At 62.7% G+C, this 22,946-nt stretch carries 24 protein-coding genes and 1 pseudogene; 19 read left to right on the forward strand and 6 right to left on the reverse strand.

The genetic code is table 11. The annotated features are described in order from the left end of the window. Positions 1-75: 75 nt before the first annotated feature. From EP867_RS09720 to EP867_RS09730, 3 genes are all read left to right on the forward strand, one after another. Positions 76-1,881: a methanol/ethanol family PQQ-dependent dehydrogenase gene (locus tag EP867_RS09720; RefSeq protein ID WP_128488593.1), complete on the forward strand. Its 1,806-nt coding sequence runs from the start codon at positions 76-78 to the stop codon at positions 1,879-1,881. Positions 1,882-2,046: 165 nt separating this feature from the next. Then, positions 2,047-2,559: a c-type cytochrome, methanol metabolism-related gene (locus EP867_RS09725; protein ID WP_128488595.1), complete on the forward strand. Its 513-nt coding sequence runs from the start codon at positions 2,047-2,049 to the stop codon at positions 2,557-2,559. Further along, positions 2,559-3,380 (forward strand): substrate-binding domain-containing protein, encoded by an 822-nt coding sequence (locus EP867_RS09730; RefSeq protein WP_128488597.1) that lies wholly within the window; start codon positions 2,559-2,561, stop codon positions 3,378-3,380. The genes EP867_RS09725 and EP867_RS09730 overlap by 1 nt, the downstream gene beginning before the upstream one ends. On the opposite strand, the gene EP867_RS09735 is transcribed toward EP867_RS09730, so the two are convergent. Both EP867_RS09735 and EP867_RS09740 read right to left on the reverse strand, forming a co-directional pair. Beyond that, entirely contained in the window at positions 3,364-4,293 is a 930-nt protein-coding gene (locus EP867_RS09735) for a YncE family protein (RefSeq protein ID WP_128488599.1), read from the reverse strand. The two genes, EP867_RS09730 and EP867_RS09735, sit on opposite strands and share 17 nt — an antisense overlap. Beyond that, positions 4,293-4,820, reverse strand: coding sequence for an SRPBCC family protein (locus EP867_RS09740; RefSeq protein ID WP_128488601.1), 528 nt, complete (start codon positions 4,818-4,820; stop codon positions 4,293-4,295). The genes EP867_RS09735 and EP867_RS09740 overlap by 1 nt, the downstream gene beginning before the upstream one ends. Before the next feature lie 192 nt (positions 4,821-5,012). Here EP867_RS09740 and EP867_RS09745 point away from each other — a divergent pair, with 192 nt between their 5' ends. From EP867_RS09745 to EP867_RS09810, 14 genes are all read left to right on the forward strand, one after another. After that, the gene (locus EP867_RS09745; RefSeq protein ID WP_128488603.1) at positions 5,013-6,215 is read left to right on the forward strand and encodes an ABC transporter substrate-binding protein; all 1,203 of its coding nucleotides are present in this window, start codon (positions 5,013-5,015) and stop codon (positions 6,213-6,215) included. An 18-nt stretch (positions 6,216-6,233) separates the two neighbouring features. Further along, on the forward strand, positions 6,234-7,199 hold the full coding sequence (locus tag EP867_RS09750) for a PQQ-dependent catabolism-associated beta-propeller protein (RefSeq protein WP_128488605.1): 966 nt from the start codon (positions 6,234-6,236) through the stop codon (positions 7,197-7,199). 18 nt (positions 7,200-7,217) lie between these two features. Next, positions 7,218-7,652, forward strand: coding sequence for a cupredoxin domain-containing protein (locus tag EP867_RS09755; protein ID WP_164888826.1), 435 nt, complete (start codon positions 7,218-7,220; stop codon positions 7,650-7,652). 11 nt (positions 7,653-7,663) lie between these two features. Next, positions 7,664-7,915, forward strand: coding sequence for a PepSY domain-containing protein (locus tag EP867_RS09760; RefSeq protein ID WP_128488607.1), 252 nt, complete (start codon positions 7,664-7,666; stop codon positions 7,913-7,915). Then, positions 7,912-8,655, forward strand: a complete 744-nt coding sequence (locus EP867_RS09765; RefSeq protein ID WP_128488609.1) for an ATP-binding cassette domain-containing protein — start codon at positions 7,912-7,914, stop codon at positions 8,653-8,655. Before EP867_RS09760 ends, EP867_RS09765 begins: the two co-directional genes overlap by 4 nt. Then, on the forward strand, positions 8,652-9,452 hold the full coding sequence (locus EP867_RS09770) for an ABC transporter permease (protein ID WP_128488612.1): 801 nt from the start codon (positions 8,652-8,654) through the stop codon (positions 9,450-9,452). The genes EP867_RS09765 and EP867_RS09770 overlap by 4 nt, the downstream gene beginning before the upstream one ends. Beyond that, on the forward strand, positions 9,449-10,054 hold the full coding sequence (locus EP867_RS09775; protein ID WP_241656877.1) for a hypothetical protein: 606 nt from the start codon (positions 9,449-9,451) through the stop codon (positions 10,052-10,054). The genes EP867_RS09770 and EP867_RS09775 overlap by 4 nt, the downstream gene beginning before the upstream one ends. A 129-nt stretch (positions 10,055-10,183) precedes the next feature. Beyond that, the gene (locus EP867_RS09780) at positions 10,184-10,879 is read left to right on the forward strand and encodes a response regulator (RefSeq protein ID WP_128488707.1); all 696 of its coding nucleotides are present in this window, start codon (positions 10,184-10,186) and stop codon (positions 10,877-10,879) included. Between the two features lies 1 nt (position 10,880). Beyond that, on the forward strand, positions 10,881-12,062 hold the full coding sequence (locus tag EP867_RS09785; protein WP_128488614.1) for an FIST N-terminal domain-containing protein: 1,182 nt from the start codon (positions 10,881-10,883) through the stop codon (positions 12,060-12,062). Next, entirely contained in the window at positions 12,043-13,389 is a 1,347-nt protein-coding gene (locus tag EP867_RS09790) for an ATP-binding response regulator (protein ID WP_128488616.1), read from the forward strand. Before EP867_RS09785 ends, EP867_RS09790 begins: the two co-directional genes overlap by 20 nt. After that, positions 13,386-14,930 (forward strand): sensor histidine kinase, encoded by a 1,545-nt coding sequence (locus EP867_RS09795; protein ID WP_128488618.1) that lies wholly within the window; start codon positions 13,386-13,388, stop codon positions 14,928-14,930. Before EP867_RS09790 ends, EP867_RS09795 begins: the two co-directional genes overlap by 4 nt. Beyond that, positions 14,908-15,609: a response regulator transcription factor gene (locus EP867_RS09800; RefSeq protein WP_128488620.1), complete on the forward strand. Its 702-nt coding sequence runs from the start codon at positions 14,908-14,910 to the stop codon at positions 15,607-15,609. Before EP867_RS09795 ends, EP867_RS09800 begins: the two co-directional genes overlap by 23 nt. Further along, positions 15,606-16,229 carry a hypothetical protein gene (locus EP867_RS09805; protein ID WP_128488622.1) on the forward strand — a complete coding sequence of 208 codons (624 nt, stop codon included), beginning with the start codon at positions 15,606-15,608 and terminating at the stop codon, positions 16,227-16,229. The genes EP867_RS09800 and EP867_RS09805 overlap by 4 nt, the downstream gene beginning before the upstream one ends. After that, positions 16,229-16,564, forward strand: a complete 336-nt coding sequence (locus EP867_RS09810; RefSeq protein ID WP_128488710.1) for a hypothetical protein — start codon at positions 16,229-16,231, stop codon at positions 16,562-16,564. Before EP867_RS09805 ends, EP867_RS09810 begins: the two co-directional genes overlap by 1 nt. A gap of 11 nt (positions 16,565-16,575) precedes the next feature. Here the strand turns inward: EP867_RS09810 and EP867_RS09815 are convergent, their stop codons facing one another. Further along, positions 16,576-17,280, reverse strand: a complete 705-nt coding sequence (locus tag EP867_RS09815) for a YoaK family protein (protein WP_128488625.1) — start codon at positions 17,278-17,280, stop codon at positions 16,576-16,578. A 79-nt stretch (positions 17,281-17,359) separates the two neighbouring features. Beyond that, positions 17,360-18,577 (reverse strand): mechanosensitive ion channel family protein, encoded by a 1,218-nt coding sequence (locus EP867_RS09820; RefSeq protein ID WP_128488627.1) that lies wholly within the window; start codon positions 18,575-18,577, stop codon positions 17,360-17,362. A gap of 278 nt (positions 18,578-18,855) precedes the next feature. Between EP867_RS09820 and EP867_RS09825 the strand changes: the two genes are divergently transcribed. Beyond that, positions 18,856-21,144 carry an arginine/lysine/ornithine decarboxylase gene (locus tag EP867_RS09825; protein WP_128488629.1) on the forward strand — a complete coding sequence of 763 codons (2,289 nt, stop codon included), beginning with the start codon at positions 18,856-18,858 and terminating at the stop codon, positions 21,142-21,144. A gap of 73 nt (positions 21,145-21,217) precedes the next feature. On the opposite strand, the gene EP867_RS20250 is transcribed toward EP867_RS09825, so the two are convergent. Next, the gene (locus EP867_RS20250) at positions 21,218-21,358 is read right to left on the reverse strand and encodes a hypothetical protein (protein ID WP_241656878.1); all 141 of its coding nucleotides are present in this window, start codon (positions 21,356-21,358) and stop codon (positions 21,218-21,220) included. On the opposite strand from EP867_RS20250, the pseudogene EP867_RS09830 reads away from it, so the two are divergent. Next, positions 21,312-21,791, forward strand: a pseudogene (locus EP867_RS09830) (LysR family transcriptional regulator); the annotation flags it as partial. The gene EP867_RS20250 and the pseudogene EP867_RS09830 sit on opposite strands and share 47 nt — an antisense overlap. Before the next feature lie 180 nt (positions 21,792-21,971). Here EP867_RS09830 and EP867_RS09835 read toward each other — a convergent pair. After that, positions 21,972-22,931 (reverse strand): Bug family tripartite tricarboxylate transporter substrate binding protein, encoded by a 960-nt coding sequence (locus EP867_RS09835; protein WP_128488631.1) that lies wholly within the window; start codon positions 22,929-22,931, stop codon positions 21,972-21,974. Positions 22,932-22,946 lie beyond the last annotated feature (15 nt).

Consider the following 22,946-nt stretch of genomic DNA (forward strand, 5'->3'; position numbering starts at 1 on the left):
GAATATTAAGAACCCGCGTCCAGGTTTGAGGAGGCCGGCGGAGTTCACTGTCACCCCACGGGAGGAGAAGCTGAGATGAAAAGAACACTGCCCGGTCTGCTGGCCGCGCTTCTTGTATCGACTGCGGCACCCGCATTCGCCAATGACTCCGTCAAAGCCCTGCAGGCGGACGCCAAGCAATGGGGCCAGCAGCTTGGCAACTATGCCGGGCAGCGCTACTCAGAGCTGAACGCCATCAACAAAGACAACGTCGGCAAGATGCAGGTCGCATGGACCTTCTCGACCGGCGTTCTGCGCGGCCATGAAGGCTCGCCGCTGGTCGTGGGCGACATCATGTATGTCCACACCCCCTTCCCGAACATGGTCTACGCCCTGAACCTGGCCGATGAAGGCAAGATCATGTGGCGTTACGTTCCTGAGCAGAACGCCGATGTGATCGGGGTGATGTGCTGTGACACCGTTTACCGCGGTCTCGCCTTTGCCGATGACACCATCTATCTGCATCAGGCCGATACCAAACTGGTCGCGCTGGACGCGAAAACCGGTGCGGAGAAATGGTCGGTCGTGAACGGCGATCCGGCCAAGGGTGAAACCAACACCGCCACCGTCACCGTGGTGAACGACAAGGTCATCGTCGGCATCTCGGGCGGTGAGTACGGCGTCCGCGGCCACCTGACCGCCTATAGCACCAAAGACGGCAGCCTGGTCTGGCGCGCCTATTCGACCGGCCCGGATGACGAGATGCTGGTTGACCCGGAAAAAACCATGGTTCTGGGCAAGCCGATCGGCAAAGACAGCTCGCTCAACTCCTGGGAAGGCGACCAGTGGCAGATCGGTGGCGGCACCACCTGGGGCTGGACCACCTATGATCCGGAAACCAACCTGATCTACTACGGCACCGGCAACCCCTCGACCTGGAACCCGAGCCAGCGCCCGGGCGACAACAAATGGTCGATGACCATCATGGCCCGCGATGCCGACACCGGTATGGCTGCCTGGTTCTACCAGAAGACCCCGCATGATGAGTGGGACTTCGACGGTGTGAACGAAAACATCCTCGCTGACATCGAAATCGATGGCCAGATGCGTAAAGTCCTGGTCAACTTCGACCGTAACGGCTTCGCCTATACCCTCGACCGCGTCACCGGTGAGCTGCTGGTTGCTGAGAAGTTCGACCCGCAGGTCAACTGGGCAACCCATGTTGAGATGGACAAAAACTCCGATCAATATGGTCGTCCGCAGGTTGTGGCGGAATATTCGACCGCACAGAACGGCGAAGACACCAATACCACCGGCATCTGCCCGGCAGCTCTTGGCTCCAAAGACCAGCAGCCGGCGGCCTTCTCGCCGAAAACCAATCTCTTCTATGTGCCGACCAACCACGTCTGCATGGACTATGAGCCCTTCCGCGTCAGCTATGCGGCCGGTCAGCCCTATGTCGGTGCAACGCTCTCTATGTTCCCGGCCCCCAACAGCCACGGCGGCATGGGCAACTTCATCGCCTGGGATGCAGCCAAGGGTGAGATCAAATGGTCGCTGCCTGAGCAGTTCTCGGTCTGGTCGGGCGCCCTGGCCACCGCAGGCGATATCGTCTTCTACGGCACGCTTGAAGGCTATCTGAAAGCCGTCGACTCTGAGACCGGGAAAGAGCTTTACCGGTTCAAAACCCCCTCGGGCATCATCGGCAACGTCTTCACCTATGAGCATGGCGGCAAGCAATATGTGGGCGTGCTCTCGGGCATCGGCGGCTGGGCCGGTATCGGTCTGGCGGCAGGTCTGACCAACCCGAACGACGGCCTCGGCGCCGTGGGCGGCTATGCAGCCCTGTCGGATTACACCGCGCTTGGTGGTCAGCTGACCGTCTTCAAACTGCCGGACTGATCCGCACTCAGACTGAACTGAGAATTCTTAGCCGCCCCCCTTTCGCAGGGGGGCGGCTTTTCGCTGCGCGCAGCGAAAGGGGGGCAGGCCTCCTACTAAAGTCCAGTGTCCCGCTGCATGCTCCTCCGCTAGCCTCAGACCCGGGAATATTGGGAGGACTGATTCATGAACTTTATCACGCCGCTTCTGGGGCTCTTGATCGCTGTTGCCGCTGCGGCTCCGGTGCGGGCGGAGGTGGATGTTGCTGCTGCGAGCACCGATGGTGTGCGCCACTTCAACGCCGATGAAATCCCGACCTTTGCGATCAATGACGAAGGCGCTGTGGACTGGCCGACCTTTTCAGGCTTCCGGCGCTATCACGCGGAATGCCACGTCTGCCACGGGCCGGACGGCGAAGGGTCGACCTATGCTCCGGCGCTGAAGAACTCTGCGATCAAAATGGATTACTATGATTTCGTCGGCGTGGTCGCCAGCGGCAAGCAGGAGATCAACTCGTCCTCCAATCAGGTGATGCCCGCCTTTGCGACCAATCCCAATGTGATGTGCTATCTCGACGACATCTACACCTATCTGCGCGCCCGCGGCGTTGAGGCGATCCCGCGCGGCCGTCCGGCCAAACGGGTTGACAAGTCCGCGGAATATACCGCTGCTGAAAAGGCCTGCATGGAGGGGTCGTAATGCATCGCCTGACCGCTGCGGCCTGTCTGTCGCTGGGACTGCTCTGCAGTCCCGCTTCGGCGCAGGTCGCGGATCTGGTTGATAAAAACAGCTTCCGCGTCTGCGCGGACCCTGCAAATCTGCCGCTCTCCTCTCAGGAGGGCGCAGGATTTGAAAACCGCATCGCGGCGCTTTTGTCCGAAAAGCTGGAGCGCCCGCTGGCCTATACCTGGTTTCCCCAGGTCATCGGCTTTGTCCGCCAGACCCTGACGGCGGGGAAATGCGATGTGGTGATCGGCGCCCCTCAGGGTGACGAACTGGTGCTGAACACCAATCACTACTATACCTCAACCCATGTGCTGGTGACCCGCAGCGACAGCGATCTCTCCGATGTCACGACCCTGGCCGATCCGCGCCTGCAGGGACGCAGGGGCGGTGTGGTGGCAGGCTCTCCGGTGACGACCCATGCGGCGCGGCGCGGCATGATGAAATTCGCCAAACCCTATGATCTGATGACCGATCGCCGGGTGGAAAATCCCGCCGGGGACATGCTGCGCGATCTGCGCGAGGGCGTCACGGATTTTGCGCTGATGTGGGGCCCGATCGCCGGACCCATGGCCAAAGAGTTCCCGGAGCTGAAGGTCACGCCCCTGGTGGAAGAAACCGGTACACCGCGGCTTTTCTTTCGCATCACCATGGGCGTGCGTGCGGGGGAGATCGAGTGGAAACATCAGCTTAACAGCCTGATCCGCCGCAACCAGGCTGAGATCGACGCCATTTTACGCGATGCCGGGGTGCCGCTGGTCGATGATTACGGCAAGATGCTCAAGGCGCCGGGTTAAGCGTGATAAACCTGCCGAAAGCCCGCGGCCCTTCCGCCACCGGGCTTTCGGAGATCATCTGAAGGGTGTTCGGGTCAAAGATCTGCACCAGATCGGAAAACCAGGCCGCAACCACCACACGGCCTTCACTGTCTGTTGACAGACCCTCGGGATAATCTGCGGTCTCAATCTCTCCGATCACCTTAAGACCGGCGGCGTCAAAGACGGTCAGGCTGGCGTCATATTGATTGCTGACAAACCCCCGCCCCCCCGAGAAAGTGGTGGCATAGGGGCGGGCCCCTGTGGGGATGCGGGCGATCTCTGTCCCGCTTTGCAGGTCGATCACTGAAAGATCATCTGACAGCACATTGCTGACATAGGCCCGCCCCTCGTGCAGCGTCACGCCGAAGGGATGATGGCCGACGCTGACGCTTCGCGGGGAACAGCTTCGGCAGCCCGGCGGATAGATGAGGGCAAGATCGGCATCCCGCGCCGCGACGACAAACCAGCCCACCGCATCGCTGTCGATGCCGGTGGGATTGGCAGCGGCGCTCATCTGACCGAGAGGCTTCAGATCGGGAACGGAGAGGCGATGCACCGCCCCCGCCCCGATCGCATCCGTTACCAGAAGATCACCGCTCTGCCCGTCAAAGGCGAGGGCGAAGGGCGCGCCGGAAAAGACATGGCGCGCCACCTCTCTGCCCGCAGGATCCAGCAGATGCAGCGTCCGGCTGCCGACGGCGATCACCGCCACATGAGCGGCGCTGACCGCAATGGCGGCGGGCTGACCAGGCAGATCCACTTCGCGCAGAAGGCTGCCATCGGCGGTCTGAAGAAAGGTCAGCCTGCCCGCCGCCTGGCTGGTAATCACCGCAAGATCGGCCTGCGCGCTGCCCGCAAGGGCCCCCCAGAACAGCGCAGCGCGCAGCAGCATCAGTTGACCTTGCCGAAGCGCGCGGCCAGCGCGTCGAGGCCGGCCTGATGATGAGCACGCACGGCTTCGGTCGAAGCCTCATCGTTCAGATCAGCGGGCGGGTCATTTTGCGGGAAGGCCCGGTAAAAGGCACCGCGCCAGTCGACGCGCGTCTTGCCGCCTTCGTCTTTCAGAGTGATATGCGAGGCGTAGTTCGAGGCCTTCACCGCCTCGGTATTGTCGGTGACGAAACGCACGGAAATGGCATGTTTCGCGGGGTCGAGCTTCATCAGCTCCTCAGTCACCTCGCCGCCGGTTTTCATCACCCGGGTGCGGGTGGCGCCTTTTTCATTCGCGGCTTCCGTGAAGCTCACGGTCGAGGGGTCCCAGGACGGGTCACTGAAATTTCCGACCACGGCCCAGACATCCGCGACCGGAGCCTCCAGCACGATGCTTTGTTCGGTTTTCAATCGCGCCGGTCCATGAGCCAGAACCGGCGTCGAGAGGCTCAGGGCCAGAACAAATCCCGCTGCCATTTTTGCAAACATTTCGCTTCCTTTCCTTCTCTGCACCGCCCCTGGCGGCGCATTGCCCGGACAGATTGAGCAGGGAATTCAGGCTGACACAGTCAGACGAAAGTATGAGTGCCTTTGATTTCAATCACTTATAAATTTCTTAATATGTAATAATGCTTCCCTGCCGCCTTCTCCCGGGCGCTAATGGCACCAGGGAGAAATGTCATGCTTCGATTTCCGAAATCACCCGGGCCGCTGTTGGCGGCCTCCTTTGTGCTTATGGCCGCGCCCTCGGTGTCTCAGGCGCAAAGTGACAGCGTTCTTTACCGCGCCGCCGTGCTGCGAATCGATGCGCCCGGCCCCATGCCGATCTCGCGCCTCAGCCTTCCGGCAGAAGATGCGGGCTTTGCAGGGGCGACTTTGGGCACGGCCGACAATGCCACGACCGGCGCCTTCATGAAGCAAAGCTTTGAGACCGAGACGAAGGCGCTCGCCCCCGAAGCTCTCGCGCCCGAGATGGAACGGCTGCTGGGGGAGGGGGTGCAGTGGTTTGTCATCCTTGGTGACAGCGCGGCCGTCGCACAGGCCGCAGACCTGGCCGGGGACCGGGCGGTGATCTTTAACGCCCTCTCCACGGATGATGCTTTGCGCGCCGAAGGGTGCCGCGCCAATCTGCTGCATATCGCGCCCTCAGATGCCATGCTCAGCGATGCTCTCGCGCAATACCTGGTCTGGAAACGCTGGAGCGACTGGTTCCTGATTGAGGGCAGCCACCCGCAGGACCGCGCGCTCGGCGCGGCTTACCGCCGGGCGGCCGAGAAATTCGGTGCCCGACTGACCGCAGAGAAGGTCTTTGAAGACACCGGCGGCGCGCGGCGCACGGACAGTGGCCATGTTCAGGTCCAGGCGCAGATGCCGGTCTTTACCCAAGGGGCGGCGAACCATCACGTGGTGGTCGCGGCCGACCATTCCGGTGTTTTCGCGGACTGGCTCCCCTATCACACTTGGGACGCGCGCCCGGTGGCAGGGTCTGCGGGGCTTCGGCCCGTGACCTGGCATCCCGCGCATGAGGCCTGGGGCGCGATGCAATGGCAGTCGCGCTTTGAAAAGCTGTCCGGGCGCCAGGCCACCGAGGCCGATTTCCAGGTCTGGACTGCGCTGCGGGTGATCGGCGAAGCCGCGACCCGCACCAAGGGGGGCGATTTCGCAGCCCTGCGCGATCACATTTTATCGCCGGAGTTCAGTCTTGCCGCCTTCAAAGGCCAGAAGCTGACCTTCCGCGACTGGGACGGGCAGTTGCGCCAGCCGATCCTGCTGGCCTCTGATCGGGTGATCAGTTCGGTCTCGCCGCAGGAGGAATTTCTGCATCAGACCAGCCAGCTCGACACCCTGGGTATCGACCGGCAGGAAAGCAGCTGCAAAAAATAATCATAAGGGGAGGGATATATGAAGCTTCTGTCCGCACTGGCCGCCTGCACCATTTTAAGCACGGCCCCCGCATTCGCCGATAAGATCTTCGTTTCAAACGAAAAAGGCAATTCGATCACGGTGCTCGACGCCGCCTCGCTGGAGGTGATCCACACGATCACCGGAATGCAGCGCCCGCGCGGGATCACCGCCTCGCCCGATGGCAAAGTGATCTATGTCTGCGCCTCAGACGACAACCTGGTGCGGGTCTATGATGCGGCGACCTATGAAGAGCTGCCCTCACTGCCCTCGGGTCCGGACCCGGAGCTTTTCGTGCTGCACCCCGAAGGCAAAAAGCTGTTCATCGCCAATGAGGACGACAATATCGTCACCGTGGTCGACACCGAGACCCGTCAGGTTCTGGCCGAAGTGCCGGTCGGGGTTGAGCCTGAAGGCATGGGCGTCAGCCCGGACGGCAAGATCGTGGTCAATACGTCGGAAACGACCAATATGGCCCACCTGATCGACACCGAAACCTTTGAGATCGTCGCCAACGTCCTGGTCGACAGCCGCCCGCGCTTTGCCGAATATACTCCGGACGGGAAAATCCTTTTTGTGACGGCGGAAATCGGCGGCACGGTCTCGGTGATCGACACCACCAGCAATGAGATTACCAAAAAGATTACCTTCGAAGTGGCGGGTATTCTGCCCGAGGCGCTTCAGCCGGTGGGGCTGCGCGTCACTGCGGATGGCAAAAAAGCCTATGTCGCGCTTGGGCCGGCCAACCGTGTGGCGGTGATCGACGTCGCCTCGCTGGAGGTGACGGATTATCTGCTGGTTGGCCAGCGCGTCTGGCAGCTGGGTTTCTCGCCGGACGGCAAATTCCTTTACACCACCAACGGCAATTCCAACGACATCTCGGTGATCAACACTGAGACCGATGAAGTCACCGTCTCGGTCCCGGTGGGCGAACAGCCCTGGGGCGTGGTCGCGGTGAAATCGTAATTCAGGGGGGAAAGAAAGATGAAAGCAGTTCTGATCGCAGCCGCGCTGGTTCTTGGCGCAGGGGCCGCCACCGCACAGCAGTTTGACTATGGCTTCGCCGGGCTGATGGGCAAAGCGAACCGGGTGACGCTGCCGCCGCTCACGCTGGCCTCCGGCAAACCGGTCTCAGAAGGCCCGATCGATCTGAAATCCGGGGCCTATTACAAGATGAAGATCGTCGCTGACGGCTCGGCCGAGCTGGCGCTGTCGGGTGGCGATTTCTTCCGCGCGATCTGGATCAATGAGATCGTGATCAACAAAATCGAAGTCCGGCCGATGGGTGTCCATTCGCTGGAATTTGACGCCGGTGGTGAGGCTGAGATCAGCTTCATTGCCATCTCGCCCGGCAGCTATACGCTGTCGATCCCTGGTTCTTCGGGCGACAGCCAGAAGGCCGTCTTCAACATTCGCTGACAGGTGAAATAATGCGTAAAATTCTTCTTGCCACCGCTCTGACGGCTTTCGCCTTTCCGGCCTTTGCCGATGACAAGGCCACTGCTGAGCAGATCGCAAAAATCGACGAAGTTCTCGCGGCGATGAAATGCGAAGTCGACAGCGACAACATTGAAGTCGAAGATGATGGCAGCTTTGATCTGGATGATGTGATCTGCGCCGACGGCCAGTATGACGTCAAACTGAATGCCGACTTCACCGAGAAGGAGCGCCGGAAGGAATGATCCCCGCGCCTGCGGCCTCGCCCGCATTGGAAGTTTCGGGCCTGAGCCACCGCTTCGGGCGGGTTCAGGCGCTGCGCGGGATTTCCTTCTCGATCCCCCAGGGCGCGTTCTGCGCGCTTCTGGGGGTGAACGGTGCGGGCAAGACCACGCTCGTTTCGCTGATCACACGGCTTTACAACTCGTCTTCGGGCGAAATCCGGGTTGCGGGGCATGATCTGCGCCGCAGCCCCCGTCAGGCGCTGGCAAAGCTGGGCGTGGTTTTTCAAAGCCGCGCCCTTGATGCGGATCTGACGCTGGAGCAGAACCTGAGCTATCACGCTGCCCTGCATGGCATGTCGCCCGCAAAAGCGCGCCTGCGCATCGGCGAGGTGCTGGAGCTGGTGGATCTCGCCCCCAAGGCCCGGTCCCGGGTGGCCACGCTTTCGGGCGGTCAGCAGCGCCGCGCCGAAATTGCGCGTGCGCTCTTGCACCGCCCGCAGCTTCTGCTGCTGGATGAGGCCACGGCCGGGCTGGATCTGCGCGCGCGCGCGGATCTTCTGGCCCTTGTGCGCCGGCTGATCGCCGAAGAGGGCGTCAGCACGCTTTGGGCCACCCATATTTTTGAGGAACTTCTGCCCCGGGACCGCGCCCTTTTGCTGCATCGGGGTGCGGTTCTCGCCGATGGCACCTGCGCTGACATCGCGGCAGACCGCCCGCTTGAGCAGGCTTTCCTCACCCTGACCGGAGCGGCGGCTGCATGAGCTGGTGGTATGTGTTTCGCGGCATCGCGCTGCGCGAATTTTTGCGCTTCATCCGCCAGAAAGAGCGCTTCTTCGCAGCCCTGGTGCGGCCGCTGGTCTGGCTTTTCATTTTTGCCGCGGGATTTCGGTCGGTTCTGGGGCTGTCGATCACGCCCCCCTATCGCACCTATGTGCTTTACGAAGTCTATGTCACGCCCGGGCTTTGCGGGCTGATCCTGCTGTTTGCGGGCATGCAAAGCTCGCTTTCGATGGTCTATGACCGCGAGACCGGCGCGATGCGCTCGCTTTTGGTTAGCCCGGCGCCACGCTGGTATCTGCTCGGCTCCAAGCTGCTGGCCTCGGTGCTGGTGGCGCTTTTGCAGGTCTATGCCTTTTTGCTCATCGCGCGGCTTTGGGGGGTGAAACCCGCGCCCTGGGGCTGGGTCACCGTGGCCCCTGCGCTGGTCATGGCCGGGCTGATGCTGGGTTCTCTGGGGCTCTTGATCTCCTCAGCCATCAAGCAGCTTGAGAATTTCGCGGGCGTGATGAACTTCGTGATTTTTCCAATGTTCTTCGCCTCTTCCGCGCTCTATCCGCTCTGGCGGCTGCGCGAGTCGAGCCCGCTCCTGCATGACATCGCCGCCTTCAACCCCTTCACCCATGCGGTGGAGCTGATCCGATTTGCGCTCTACGCCAAACTCAACTTCGAGGCCCTGCTGATCACGGCGGGCTGTACGGTGGTGTTTTTTGGCCTCACCATGTTCATGTATAACCCCGCCAGAGGGCTCTGGCGGGCGGCCCGGGGGGGGAAGTCATGACCCGATTGCTGAAACTGATTGTCGCCTTTTCGCTCATTGCTCTGCCCGTTCAGGCGGCGGGTCCGGCCGATCCGGACTGGCCCTGCATTCAGCGCCGCCAGCCCGCGCTCTCGGTCGCGCAGATCTGGCCCGGCCCGCCCGCAGGCAAAGAAGCACAGGCTCTGGCTGAGACGCCTGAAATCCGGACCTTTGGTGCTGAACTTGCCGCCCGGCGCATGCCCCTGGCTGAGGCTGAAGCGAAGATCGCAGATTTCGCCGCCCGCCACAGCGCCGATGAGATGCAGGCCCTATTCCTCGCCACCTTTGAGCGGATCCAGAGCAGCCGCGCCCGTGTCATGGAAGGAATCACCCGCTATGCCCACAAGCAGGCCCGTCTCGATCAGGCGATCAATGAGCAGCGGCGCAGTTTTGATCAGCTGATGGCGGCCGATGAGAAAGACTTTGACCGCATCGATAAGGTCGAGGCCGAAATCGACTGGTCAACCCGCATCTTCCTCGATCGCCAGCAGTCGCTGACCTATGTCTGCGAGACCCCGGTGATTCTGGAACAGCGCGCTTTTGCCCTGGCCAGACTGATGGCCGCGGCCCTGAAGGGTCTGTAATCGCAGAAAAATCCCTTTCGGACACCACGGTATACAGAAAGTTCTCGCTTCCTGGTTTGCTTTGCGTAAACTGACCCTGCGAGGGAACAACCGGGTGGAGGCCGGCCTTCGCGCAGGGAGGGGACTATGATGAACCACCAGACTGATTTCAGTCAGGCGGCAGCGCCCGTCAGGGCTGCGGGCCGGTCAGTGATCCGGGATGTTCTGATTGTCGACGATCATCCTCTGATGTGTGAGGCCCTGTCGCTGACACTGGGCCATCTGTTTTCGCTCAGACGTGTGCGCCAGGCCGCCAGCCTTGCGGCGGCGGAAGCTTCAATCCGCAATGAAGGCGCACCCGATGCCGTGGTGCTTGACCTTAATCTGCCCGATGTGGACGGGATGGAAGGGGTCCTGCAGCTGCGCGCCCGCCTGGGTTCGGTGCCGCTGACGGTGATTTCGGCTGAGATCGACAGGGCACGGGTCTCGGCGGCCATGGCTGCGGGCGCCTGCGGCTTTATTTCCAAAACCCTGCCGCGGGCAGAACTGGGCGACGCTTTCGAGCGGATGTGGCGCGGCGAGCAGGTTCTGCCCGAAGGCATCAGCCCCGATCAGCTGGAAAAGGAGCCGCCCCTGGCGCGCACCTTTGCCACGCTCACACCGCAGCAGATGCGGATTTTGCGGCTTCTGTGTGAGGGGCGTCCCAATAAGGTCATCTCCTGGGAGCTTTCCATCGCGGAAGCGACCGTGAAGACGCATATCGCGGCGATCATGAATAAAATCAACGTCAGCAACCGAACCCAGGCCGCTTTGCTGGCCAGCAAAGCCGGTCTTTTTGCACGCTGAGATGACTGTGAAGACCACGGAGTATTTTCCGCCGCTGACGCTGGCTCTCGGCGGCGGACCGGCGGAGGTGGTCACCTCTGCCCTGCCCGCGCTTCGGCGCTGCCGACCGTCCCTTGTGCTGATCTTCTGCCCGCGCGGCGCGGATGTGCGCGAGATCTGCGCGGGGATTTCAGCACCGCTCGGGCCGGAGTGTCTGGTGCTCGCCTGCTCTTCGGCCGGGGGGTTTGCCTATGGCGGATATGACGATGAGAAAACCATCCTGATTGCCTTTCCGGCTCAGAACTTCCGGGCCGGAGCGGTCTGGCTGGAAAATCTGACCCAGACACCGGTGATGGAATGGATGCGCGCCCTGCGCCCGCTGGAGCGGCTCGACGGCGCGCAGGAATTTCCCAATCATTTCGGCGTTTTGCTGATCGACGGGGCCTCCGGCCATGAGGAGCTGGTCACCGCAACCTGTGAAGCGGTGATCCCCTCTCTCATGGTGGTGGGCGGCTCTGCCGCAGACGGGCTGCGCTTCGGGCGCACCCATCTGGCCATGCAGGGTGAGGAGCGGGAGGTGGCCGCGATCTTCTGCCGGATCGCCACCGATTTTGCGATCGAAGAGATCATTCTCGACCATTTCACACCTGAGGGCGAAAGAATTGTCGTCACCGAAGGTGATCCGGAGAATCGCATCATCCGCGAGTTAAACGCCGAACCTGCCGCGCTGGAATATGCCCGCCTCGTCGGAGTTGCCCCCGAGGATCTGAGCCCGGCGGTCTTTGCCGCCCATCCGCTGATCGAAACCCAGGGTGGGCGACACTTTGTCCGTGCGATCCGCGGCCGCGAGGGCGAGGAAGGGCTGTCGCTGATGTCGGCCATCGAAACCGGCGCGATCCTCGGCATCGGGCGGGCGGAAAGCCTGGCCGAGCGGCTGGCAGCAAGGCTCAATGCCATGCCGCCTGCCGAGATGGTTCTGGGCTTTGACTGCGTTCTCAGACGGCTCGCCGTTGAACAGGCCGGAGAGGAAGGCCGGGTTGCGGAGCTTTACGCCCGGCACCGCGTTGCGGGCTTTTCCACCTACGGCGAGCAGCACGGAGGCTTTCACGTCAATCAGACCTTTGTCGGGCTGGCGTTCCGCGCCCCCGAGAGCCATGCTCCCCTGCAGGGAGAAGGGGACGGCGATGCACGGGCGCACCACTGATCTGGAGCTTCGCATCCGCAAGCTTGAGAAAATCAACACCACGCTGATGGAGCGCCTAGTGCGCATCGGCGAGACACGCGGACCTGGCTGGGTGCAGACCCGCACCGCCGCCGTGCTTGAGCGCGAACTGATCGGGCGCAACCGCGATCTTGAGGACGCTTTGCAGCGCCTGGCGCGCATCAATGCCGAGCTGGAACAGGCCAACAGCATCGCCGATGAGGCCAACCGCGCCAAAAGCCGCTTTCTGCGTGCCGCAAGCCACGATCTGTTGCAGCCCCTCAGCGCCGCCAAACTCTTTCTGTCGCATCTTGAGGAAACCTCCGCTGATGGCGGGCAAAGCGATCTGATCCGCACGGTGACCGCCACGCTCGATTCCGCGGGAGAGCTGATCGAAGCGCTCTCCAATATCGCCCGCCTAGACAGCCGTAAGTTTGAGACCAACCGTGTGCCGCTGGCCATCGACCGGCTCTTTCGGCGTCTCGAGATCGACACGCGCCCCCTCGCAGAGGCGCGGCAGGTCGATCTGCGCTTTGTTGCCTCTTCGGTGACGGTGGAAAGCGATCCAGTTTACCTGCGCCAGATCGCGCAGAACCTGATCACCAATGCGCTGAAATATACCACCGGCGACCGCGTGCTGATCGGGCTGCGCCGTCAGGGCGGGGTGGTCTGGCTCGAAGTGCTTGACCGCGGCCCCGGCATTCATCCCCGCGATCAGGAACGGGTCTTTATTGAGTTTGAACGGCTCTCCTGCACCAGCCAGCCCGGCACCGGGCTTGGGCTTTCGATTGTGCGCCGCGCCTGTGATCAGCTTGGCCACAGGCTGGAGCTGCATTCAAAGCCCGGATCCGGATCGCGCTTCCGCGTGGCGCTGCCGCTTTATCGCGGCAGCACGCCGCAGGAAAATGAGCCCGGCAAAGACGCCCCGCTCAAACAGCCCGATTACAGCGGTCAGCGGGTCCTGATTGTCGAAAACGATCCCAATATGCGCCGCGCCGTGGCCATGCTGCTGGGCGGCTGGGGCTTTGAGACCATCACCGTAGCAGGGGTGGCAGAGGCGATTACCGCCGCCGAGGCCAAACGTCCCGACCTGGTGGTCACCGATTACCGCCTTGATAATGGCGAGACGGGGATCGATGTGCTGCGCGATCTGGCTCCGCTCTGGCGGCGGCGTCCGCCTGCGGTGATCATCAGCGCCGAAGACACCGCCTCCATCCGCCAGGAGGCCGGGACTCTGGCGCGCAGGGTGCTGCGCAAACCCTTCACCGACAAAGCACTGCGCGACGCGATTGAGGCCATTTTCGCCGATCGGCCAAAGGCGGAGCGGTGATCCGGACGGTGCTGCCCTGCCGCCCCTCCCTCAGGCTGCGGCTCTGGCTGGGGGCCCTGGGCCTGAGTGTCCTGACGCTGAGCGGCGCGGGGCTTGCGGTCTTTGGTCTGACCGCCACCGAACGGCGCGCCCAGGAGGCTCTGGCCGCACAGACCCGCCTTGAGGCCTGGAGCAGCCTCTCGACCCGGATCAGCGAATGGATGTTATCGCGGATGCTGCAGGGCGGAGCCAGCACGGCCGGTGCGGGGGCCATTGAGACGGCACTCGCGCGGCTCGAGGCGCTGACCGCCGCCGATGTCGCCGCCGCCCCCGATGAGGCCGAGGCCAGCCGGCGCGCCGCAGATATCCGCCATGTCGCGCGGATGAAAAGCTTCTTCAGCCAGATGCGGGCGCTAGCCCCCGAAACCCCCGCCGGTCAGGCGGGCATCGCCTTTCACCTGACCCATGCGCCTGCGGTCATCACCAGCCGGATTGAGCATGAAACCCGCCGCCGCGATCTGGCGCTGAAGGGCCTTGAGGCGTTGCGCCGCCCCTTGCGCTTTGGCATGGCGGCCTTTGCCGTGGCAGCGCCGCTTTTGCTGCTGCTGCTCTGGCGCGGCACGCTGCGTCCGCTGTTTGACGGGCTGCGGCGTGTGGCGCGGGAGGCCCCGAACCTCAGCGGTGCGGAGGGCTTTGCAGCCCTGGACCGCCATGACGAACTGGGGCTGATGTTTGCCCGGATGCGCCAGGCCTCACGCCGCATCGCGCGGCGGCGGGCGCGGCTGGAGCGCGATCTGGCCGATCTCGAAAGCCTGGTTGAGGCCCGCACCACGGAACTCACCGCCGCCAACAGCCGTCTGAGCGCGATTGATGCGGCGCGCCGTCGGTTTTTCGCCGATGTCAGCCACGAATTGCGCACCCCCCTGACCGTCATCATGGGAGAGGCGGAACTGGGAGCCATGACCGCTGACCCTGATCTGCGTCAGAGTTTCCACACCATCACCTCACGCGCCGAGCGGCTCTTTCGCCGGATTGAGGATCTGCTGCGCATCGCGCGCTCTGAAAGCGGTGAGCTGGAACTGAGCCTGCGCGATGTCCCCCTCCCGGAGGCACTTGAGGCTGCGCGGGGCGATGTTGCGCCGCTGCTGTCGCGGGCTTCGGTCACCGTCAGCGCTGAGGTCCCCGCGGGGCTGCGGGTGCGCGCCGATCCGGACTGGCTGCGGCAGATCTTTGCGGGGATCTTTGAAAACAGCGTGAAATTCGCCGGGAAAGATGCTCAGATCCGCATTACGGCGCAGATCTCAGAGGGCCGGGTCCGGGTTCAGATCTGCGACAGCGGCAAGGGGCCTCAGCCCCCGGCAGAGGCCCCGCTTTTTGATCGCCATATCCGCAGCGCCTCGCCGGGCGTCAGCGGCTTTGGCATCGGCCTTGCGCTGGCCCGTTGGGCGGCGCGGGAATTTGGCGGCGACCTGCGCCGCCTGGCCCTGCCGGAAGGCTTCGGGCTGGAACTGGAACTGACAGCGGCGACAGAAGGCAAAGATGGCCCATATTCTGCTGATTGAAGATGATCCCGATATTGCTTCGCTGCTCCGGCGGGGTCTGGCGGCGGCGGGCCACAGCTCTGTGCATACCGACTGCCATGCGGGGGCGCGCGAGGCTCTCGGGCGACAGCCGTTTGATGCCGCCATCGTCGATATGATGCTGGGCGAAGAGAGCGGCGCCGAAATCCTCGCCGATCTGCGCGCGGCGGGGCATAAAATGCCTGCCCTGATGCTTTCGGCCCTGTCACGGGTCGAAGAGCGGGCCGAGGGCCTTGATGCGGGCGCGCAGGATTATATCGTCAAACCCTTTCAGTTCACTGAGCTTCTGGCGCGGCTCGAGGTGCAGCTGCGCCGCCATATCCCCCAAAGCGCGCCCCTGGTGCTGGCGGGCCTCTCCTGGAACCCCGAAACCCGCCTCGTGCGCGGCGCAGGCCGCGATGTGGCCCTCACCGAGCGGGAGGGGGAGCTTCTGGCCTGGCTGATCCGCCACAGCGGCGAAATCAGCACCCGCGGCGCGATTTTCGACGCGCTCTGGGCCCCGCACGGGGGATCAACGGATAACGTCGTCGATGTCTACATCGGCTATCTGCGCCGAAAGCTTGGAAATTTCACCGCCTATGGCCTGGTGCTGCGGACCCTGCGAGGCCGCGGCTTTGTTCTTGAGCCCGCAGGGCTCACCGCTGAGGAGACTGCGCCTTGATCACCCTTCGCCCCCTGCTCGCAGCCCTGGTGCTGGGCTTTGCCCCGCTGCCTTTGCAGGCTGAAACCTTTGGCGACCGGGTCATGGCCCCCGGTGTGCTGGCGGAGCTTACGGAGGGTGCGAGCCTGACGTTCCGCCACAGCCGCGCCCTGCCCGAGGCCGCCGCGGATGCGCCGCCGCCCAAAGGCGGCTACCGCCGTATGCGGGCGGAGCCTGGCCAGGAGATCCGGCTGAGCGCCATGTCCGAAGGCCGGCTGACCCTTGCCCATGACGGCCGGCCAATGGCGGAATTTCCGGCCGCCTCGCCGCATCCGATCCTTTTGATGTTTCTGGAAAACGTCATGCGCGTCACAGCCCAGGAGACCGGGGGCAACCCGCATTACATCCGCAACCGCATGCGCCAGACCCTTGGCGCGGCAGACCTCAGCGAAGACCGGCTTCTCATCGCGCCCTTCGAGGGGGATCCCAACCGCCACCGCTATGGCGAATTCGCCGATCTGGTGATCGACATCCGCTGGCAGCAGGGCGATCCAGGACAGCTCACACTGCTCTCTGCCACCTTGCCGGATGCCCCCGAGCGTTACAGCGAAATTCTGACCTCTGAACCGGAGACCAGATGATGAAATACCTCAGCCTTCCGATCCTTTTCGCCCTCTGCCTTCCGGCCGCTGCCCAGGTGGTCAGCGACTACCCCACGGCGGCACGGGCGGAATATGTCTTTGCCTGTATGGCCACCAACGGACAGAACGCCGATGCGCTGACGCGCTGCTCCTGCTCGGTGGATGCCATCGCCGAGATCCTGAGCTGGGAGGATTACGTCGCCGCAGAGACGGTGTTGCGGATGCGGCAGGGCGGCGGCGAACGGGCCGCGCTCTTTCGGGGCAATCCCACCAATACGGCCATCCTCGCAGAACTGCGCCGCGCCCAGGCTGAGGCGGAGATGATCTGCTTCTGATCTGACCGGCCTCAGCCGCGCCCCGCCCGCCGGGCCCGGATCATCTCGGGCACGGCCAGCCCCAGCAGGCACAGCGAACAGATCCCCATCAGCGCTGCCGTGCTGAAGCCATAGATCAGCGCCCCGCCGATCCCGCCTGCCGCAAAGCAAAAAAGCGTCAGCCCGTGGAGTTTCAGAGGTTGCAGGGCGGCACGCCGCTCCTGCGGCGGGCCAAGGCAGGCCGCGATTTCGATGCCCAGATCGGTGGCCATTCCTGAGACATGGGTGGTTCTCACCCGGGCATTTGAAATCAGCGTGCTGACAGCGTTCTGAAAGCCCATGACGAAGGACAAAGCCACGATCAGCCCCGGCTCTGACAGGCTGCTCCCGCGCACAACCAGCCAGGTGGCCAGCCCCGTCAGACAGAGGCCTTCTGCAAAAACCGCCTGGGCGTAAACCGCGCGCTGTCCCCGCCGCTCTGCCCCCCGGATCCAGAGGGCGGCCGCCCCTGCGCCGCTGACAAAGGCAAGGACCAGCCCCGCAAAAGACAGCGCCGCAGCGATCCGCCCGAAGGCCAGATGATCCGCAAAGGCCGAGAGATTTCCGGTCATATTGGCGGTGAAAGAGCCTGCGGCCAGAAAGCCCACCGCATTCAGCGCTCCCGCGACGGAAGAAAGCACCGCCGCAAGGAAAAGATTGATCCCGGTTGTCCGCGCCTCACCGACACGCAGCAGCATCTGCCTGGCCCTCCGCCTGCGATGCGCTCAAGGATAGGTCACCGCCGCGCCGATGTCACCGGGCGCGGCGGTGGCACCGTCAGCGCGACAGGACCGAAAGATCGCGCCCCGAGGGGTTCTGGAAGACCGAGAGGCCAAACTCGGGCAACACGCCATAAAGATGATCGAAGATATCCGACTGAATCGCCTCATAATCGGCCCAGACGGTCGTATTGGTGAAGGCATAAACCTCAATCGGCAGCCCCTCCGGCCCCGGCTCAAGCTGACGCACGATCATCGTCAGATCGAGGCGCAGCCGGGGATGGGCCCTGAGGTAGCTCTCCACATAGGCGCGGAAGGTGCCGATATTGGTCAGCCTGCGCCGGTTCACCCCGGCCTCAGCCGGCGCAAGCTGCGCGTTCCATTCGGCCAGCTCACGCGATTTGCGCTCAATGTAGTCCTTAAGCGGCTTCATCTGCGCCAGATGGTGGAGCTCTTCGTCGGTCAGATAGCGGATCGTGCTTTGATCGATATGAACCGAGCGCTTGATCCGCCGCCCGCCGGTTTCGCGCATGGCGCGGTAATTTTTGAAGGGCTGCGTCACCAGGCTCCGGATCGGCACCGTGGTGATGGTTTTGTCAAAGTTCTGCACCTTCACGGTGTGAAGCGCGATCTCCAGCACATCGCCATTGGCGTCCTGCGCCGGCACCTCAATCCAGTCGCCGACTTTCAGCATATCCGTGGAGGAGATCTGAACCGCCGCCACCAGCGACAAAAGCGTATCCTGGAAGACAAGGATCAGAACCGCCGTCAGCGCCCCCAGACCCGAGAGAAGGATCAGCGGCGAGCGGTCGATCACCGCCGCGATCATCAAAAGCGCCGCGATGATATAGATAATGATCGTCGCAACCTGGACATAGCCCTTGATCGAGCGCCCGGTCTCCCCCTCGCGGCGCCGCCAGATCGTATGAAAAAGATCAAGCGCGGCGGCGATGGCCATGGCCATGCATAAAATGATCACCGCATTGGCGACATTGCGCACCACGGTCGCCAGGGCGGCTGGCAGCCCCGGCACCATAACGATGCCCGCATAAATCACGATGGCCGGAGCCGCATTGGCCAGTCGCGCGATCACGCCGGAGCGCACAACTTCAGGTCCCTGCAGGAAGTGAACCCGCTCAATCACGCGGTGGAGCAGTTTGACCAGCGCCACCGGAACCACGAAGTTCACTGCCAGCGCCGCAGCGGTCAGAAGGGTCAGCCAGAAGGCCGTGCCGATCCATGGATAATCTGTGGCGATAAGCCGGATAGTCTCCATCTGCCTCGTCTCTGTTTGTCGTGCCTCTGCCCGGGCAGCCCGGGGCAGCAGGCCATAACACAGCGCGACATGAAACGGAAATTTCGCACGCCGCCTAACGGCTCCTGTGCCGGGCCTCTGCGCGGCGCGGGGCCACAAAACCCGGAACTCTTTCGTTGACCGGCGGTTTTTTGCAGAGATATCCGCTCTCTCTGCCCTGCGGCAGCAGGAAAGGCTTGACCAGAAGACCACAGGTTGTGATGAGCATCGCGAGCTGTGGTGACGAAAGGAAACCTACCGTGAAATTCCGCTTTCCGATCGTCATTATTGACGAAGATTTCCGCTCCGAGAATACCTCGGGCTTTGGCATCCGGGCGCTGGCCGACGCGATTGAAAGCGAAGGCTTTGAAGTCCTGGGTGTGACCAGCTACGGCGACCTGTCGCAATTCGCCCAGCAGCAGAGCCGCGCTTCGGCCTTCGTGTTGTCTTTTGACGACGAAGAGTTCGAGGGCAGTGATGAGCATGACAGCGTCATCGGCAAACTCCGCGCCTTTATCGAGGAAGTCCGCTGGAAGAACTCGGACGTGCCGATCTTCCTGCATGGTGAGACCCGCACCTCGCGCCACCTGCCCAATGACATCCTCAAAGAGCTGCACGGCTTCATTCACATGTTTGAAGACACGCCGGAATTTGTGGCGCGTCACATCATCCGCGAAGCCAAAAATTACCTCGAAAGCATCCAGCCGCCCTTCTTCAAGGCGCTGCTCGATTACGCCGAGGACGGCTCTTATTCCTGGCACTGCCCGGGGCATTCGGGGGGCGTCGCCTTCCTGAAATCGCCGATCGGTCAGATGTATCACCAGTTCTACGGCGAAAACATGCTGCGGGCCGATGTCTGCAACGCGGTGGAGGAACTGGGCCAGCTTCTCGATCACAACGGGGCCATCGGCGCCTCTGAGCGCAATGCCGCGCGGATCTTCAATGCCGATCACTGCTTCTTCGTGACCAATGGCACCTCGACCTCAAACAAGATGGTCTGGCACCATACGGTGGCGCCGGGCGATGTGGTTGTGGTTGACCGCAACTGCCACAAATCGATCCTGCATTCGATCATCATGACCGGTGCGATCCCGGTCTTCCTGCGCCCGACGCGCAACCACTACGGCATCATCGGCCCGATCGGCCGCGCCGAGTTTGAACCGGAGGCGATCAAAGCCAAGATCCGCGCCAACCCGCTGCTGGCCGGTGTGGACCCGGAAACCGTGACCCCGCGGGTGATGACGCTGACGCAGTCGACCTATGACGGCGTTCTCTACAACACCGAAGAGATCAAGCGCCTGCTCGACGGCTATGTCGATAACCTGCATTTCGACGAAGCCTGGCTGCCCCATGCCGCCTTCCACCCCTTCTATGGCACCTATCATGCCATGGGCCGCAAGCGCGGGCGCACGAAACATTCGGTGACCTATGCCACGCAGAGCATTCACAAACTGCTCGCCGGCATCAGCCAGGCCAGCCATGTCCTGGTGCAGGACAGCGAAACGGTGAAGCTCGACCGGCATCTCTTCAACGAAGCCTATCTGATGCATACCTCCACGAGCCCGCAGTATTCGATCATCGCCTCCTGCGATGTCGCGGCGGCCATGATGGAGCCGCCGGGCGGCACCGCGCTGGTGGAAGAATCCATCCTTGAGGCGCTGGATTTCCGCCGCGCCATGCGCAAAGTGGATGCCGAATTTGGCGAGAATGACTGGTGGTTCCAGGTCTGGGGCCCGGATGAGCTGGTCGAAGAAGGCATCGGTCGCGCCCGCGACTGGGAACTGCGCCGCACCGATTCTGAGGGCGTGCAGCGCGACGGCGAAGACGCCTGGCACGGCTTTGGCGATATGGCGCCGGGCTTCAACATGCTCGACCCGATCAAAGCCACGCTGATCACCCCCGGCCTCGACATCGACGGACGTTTTGATGCCACCGGCATTCCGGCCTCGATCGTGTCGAAATATCTGGCCGAGCATGGCGTTGTGGTGGAGAAGACCGGGCTTTACAGCTTCTTCATTCTCTTCACCATCGGCATCACCAAGGGCCGCTGGAACACGCTGCTGGCAGCACTCCAGCAGTTCAAGGACGACTATGACCGCAACCAGCCGCTCTGGCGCGTGATGCCCGAGTTTTCGGCGCGTCACAGCCGCTATGAGCAGATGGGCCTGCGCGATCTGAGCCAGCATGTGCATGAGCTTTATGCCAAATATGACATCGCGCGTCTGTCGACCGAGATCTATCTGACCGACCACACCCCGGCCATGACCCCCTCGGAAGCCTTTGCGCAGATCGCAAAACGCAAGACCGAGCGGGTGCCGGTGGATGAGCTGGAAGGCCGTATTACCACCAGCCTCGTGACGCCCTATCCGCCGGGCATTCCGCTGCTGATCCCGGGCGAGGTCTTCAACAAAGGCATCGTCGATTTCCTGCGCTTTAACCGCGATTTCGCGCGTGAATGCCCCGGGTTTGAGACCGATATCCACGGCCTCGTCTCCGAAGTGGGGCCGGACGGTCTGGTGCGCCATTACGCCGACTGCGTGGCGCTCTGAGAGGCGCCGCCTTCATCAATGATACGAAAGCCCGGCCGGCTGGCCGGGCTTTCGTGTAAAAAACCTTCGCGCTTCAGATTTTCTTTGCCATTCTCCCCTCAGGGGGCGGCATGGCATTCACCTTAAGGCAGTTACAGTTCTTCATCGCCGCGGCCGAAACCCGTTCGGTGACCGGAGCCGCGCGGCAGCTGTCGATCAGCCAAAGCTCGGTCACTGAGGCGATCCGCGCGCTGGAAGAAGATCTCGGTATTCAGCTGTTTGAGCGTCAGGCGCGGGGGATGGAGATCACCCACAAGGGGCAGGCCTTTCTGCGGCACGCGCGGCGGATCCTGACGGATGTCTCCTCTGCCCGCTCGAGCTTTCGCGATGAAACCGAAAGCCTGCCGGGGCGTCTGTCGCTGGGGGTGACCTCGCTGGTGGCGGGCTATGTGCTCTCCGATATCCTCTCACGCTATCGCCGCGCTTTCCCGCGCATTGAGCTCTCCGTCATTGAGGAAAACGCCGATTACCTTGAGCATCTGCTGATCGGGGGCGAGCTTGATGTCGCGGTGCTGATGACCTCTTCGATCCAGGACCGTATGGCGATGCATGTGGAGACGCTGCTGGTGTCGCCCTATCGGCTCTGGCTACCGATGGGACATGCGCTGGCCGATCTGGAAAGCATAGAGCTTGAAGCGGTGTCCGGGATGCCCCTCATGTCAACGGCGGTGCAAAACTCGGCCATAGCGGCGCATTTCAGCATGAAACACTCCTGTCAGACGGCAACAGTCTGCCGCAAAAAGAAAAGGCCCGTCTGCCGCAGAGCAGACGGGCCGGAGAAACGGTGTTTACTTCGAGACGACCAGGCGGCCCGAGGCCACGAGATCTTCGATCTCTTTGGTGCCCGCAGCCATGAAGTCGCGGAACTCCTGCTGCGAGGGGTTGCGCATGGCGAAGCTGTATTCTTCCAGTTTGGCGCGGATCTTATCGCTCATAATCACCTCCTGGAGGTCGTTATAAAGCGCCTGCTGCACCGGCTCGGGGGTGGCAGAGGTCACGAAGAAGCCCCAGAACGGGCCGAAAACGAAGTCGGTGCCCAGCTCGTTGAAGGTTGCGACCTCCGGAGCCGAGGGATGACGCTCCGTCGCGGCGATCGCGATGGCTTTCATGCTGCCGTCGCGGGCATATTGCATGCCCGGCGTCACGCCGTCGAAAATTGCATCGACGCGGCCCGCCACGATTTCCGTCATCGCCTGCGAGGTGCCCTGGAAGGGGATATGCAGGATTTCGGAATTCAGCTGACCGGCAAAGACTTCAGCCGCGATATGCGGGCTTGAGCCGATGCCCGAAGAGGCAAAGGTCATATCGCCCGGATTGTCACGGATATAGGCAATGACCTCTTCCAGCGTGTCCGCCGGGAAATCTTTGCGCACCAGCAGAAGGCTGTTGGTGCGGCCGATCTTATAGACCGGCGCCAGGTCATCGGGTTTCAGACCCGATTGCGGCAGCATGATCTGACCGGTGATCAGCCCGTAAGAGCCCAGCAGGATCGTCTGGCCATCCGGATCGCTTTTCGCAACTTTGACCGCTCCGTTGAGCGAGCCGCCGCCGGTGACGTTTTCGACCACCACCGGCTGACCCCATTTTTCATGGAGTTCCTGCGCAACCACGCGACCGACGATATCGGTCAGGCCGCCGGCGCTGTAGGGGATCACCAGGGTGACGGGACCCTTGGGATAGGTTTCTGCCAGCGCCGGAGCGATGCTGAGACCAAGCGCGACCAGCGCGCCGAAAGCGTGTTTGAACATGGTTCCTCCTTACCA

The sequence above is a fragment of the Falsigemmobacter intermedius genome (assembly GCF_004054105.1).
Taxonomy (GTDB): Bacteria; Pseudomonadota; Alphaproteobacteria; order Rhodobacterales; family Rhodobacteraceae; genus Wagnerdoeblera; species Wagnerdoeblera intermedia.

Coding starts and splice junctions, on each gene's coding strand:
- EP867_RS09720 (WP_128488593.1), top strand. CDS start 76: ATGAAAAGAACACTGCCCGGTCTGCTGGCCGCGCTTCTTGTATCGACT.
- EP867_RS09725 (WP_128488595.1), top strand. CDS start 2,047: ATGAACTTTATCACGCCGCTTCTGGGGCTCTTGATCGCTGTTGCCGCT.
- EP867_RS09730 (WP_128488597.1), top strand. CDS start 2,559: ATGCATCGCCTGACCGCTGCGGCCTGTCTGTCGCTGGGACTGCTCTGC.
- EP867_RS09735 (WP_128488599.1), bottom strand. CDS start 4,293: ATGCTGCTGCGCGCTGCGCTGTTCTGGGGGGCCCTTGCGGGCAGCGCG.
- EP867_RS09740 (WP_128488601.1), bottom strand. CDS start 4,820: ATGTTTGCAAAAATGGCAGCGGGATTTGTTCTGGCCCTGAGCCTCTCG.
- EP867_RS09745 (WP_128488603.1), top strand. CDS start 5,013: ATGCTTCGATTTCCGAAATCACCCGGGCCGCTGTTGGCGGCCTCCTTT.
- EP867_RS09750 (WP_128488605.1), top strand. CDS start 6,234: ATGAAGCTTCTGTCCGCACTGGCCGCCTGCACCATTTTAAGCACGGCC.
- EP867_RS09755 (WP_164888826.1), top strand. CDS start 7,218: ATGAAAGCAGTTCTGATCGCAGCCGCGCTGGTTCTTGGCGCAGGGGCC.
- EP867_RS09760 (WP_128488607.1), top strand. CDS start 7,664: ATGCGTAAAATTCTTCTTGCCACCGCTCTGACGGCTTTCGCCTTTCCG.
- EP867_RS09765 (WP_128488609.1), top strand. CDS start 7,912: ATGATCCCCGCGCCTGCGGCCTCGCCCGCATTGGAAGTTTCGGGCCTG.
- EP867_RS09770 (WP_128488612.1), top strand. CDS start 8,652: ATGAGCTGGTGGTATGTGTTTCGCGGCATCGCGCTGCGCGAATTTTTG.
- EP867_RS09775 (WP_241656877.1), top strand. CDS start 9,449: ATGACCCGATTGCTGAAACTGATTGTCGCCTTTTCGCTCATTGCTCTG.
- EP867_RS09780 (WP_128488707.1), top strand. CDS start 10,184: ATGAACCACCAGACTGATTTCAGTCAGGCGGCAGCGCCCGTCAGGGCT.
- EP867_RS09785 (WP_128488614.1), top strand. CDS start 10,881: ATGACTGTGAAGACCACGGAGTATTTTCCGCCGCTGACGCTGGCTCTC.
- EP867_RS09790 (WP_128488616.1), top strand. CDS start 12,043: ATGCACGGGCGCACCACTGATCTGGAGCTTCGCATCCGCAAGCTTGAG.
- EP867_RS09800 (WP_128488620.1), top strand. CDS start 14,908: ATGGCCCATATTCTGCTGATTGAAGATGATCCCGATATTGCTTCGCTG.
- EP867_RS09810 (WP_128488710.1), top strand. CDS start 16,229: ATGAAATACCTCAGCCTTCCGATCCTTTTCGCCCTCTGCCTTCCGGCC.
- EP867_RS09815 (WP_128488625.1), bottom strand. CDS start 17,280: ATGCTGCTGCGTGTCGGTGAGGCGCGGACAACCGGGATCAATCTTTTC.
- EP867_RS09820 (WP_128488627.1), bottom strand. CDS start 18,577: ATGGAGACTATCCGGCTTATCGCCACAGATTATCCATGGATCGGCACG.
- EP867_RS09835 (WP_128488631.1), bottom strand. CDS start 22,931: ATGTTCAAACACGCTTTCGGCGCGCTGGTCGCGCTTGGTCTCAGCATC.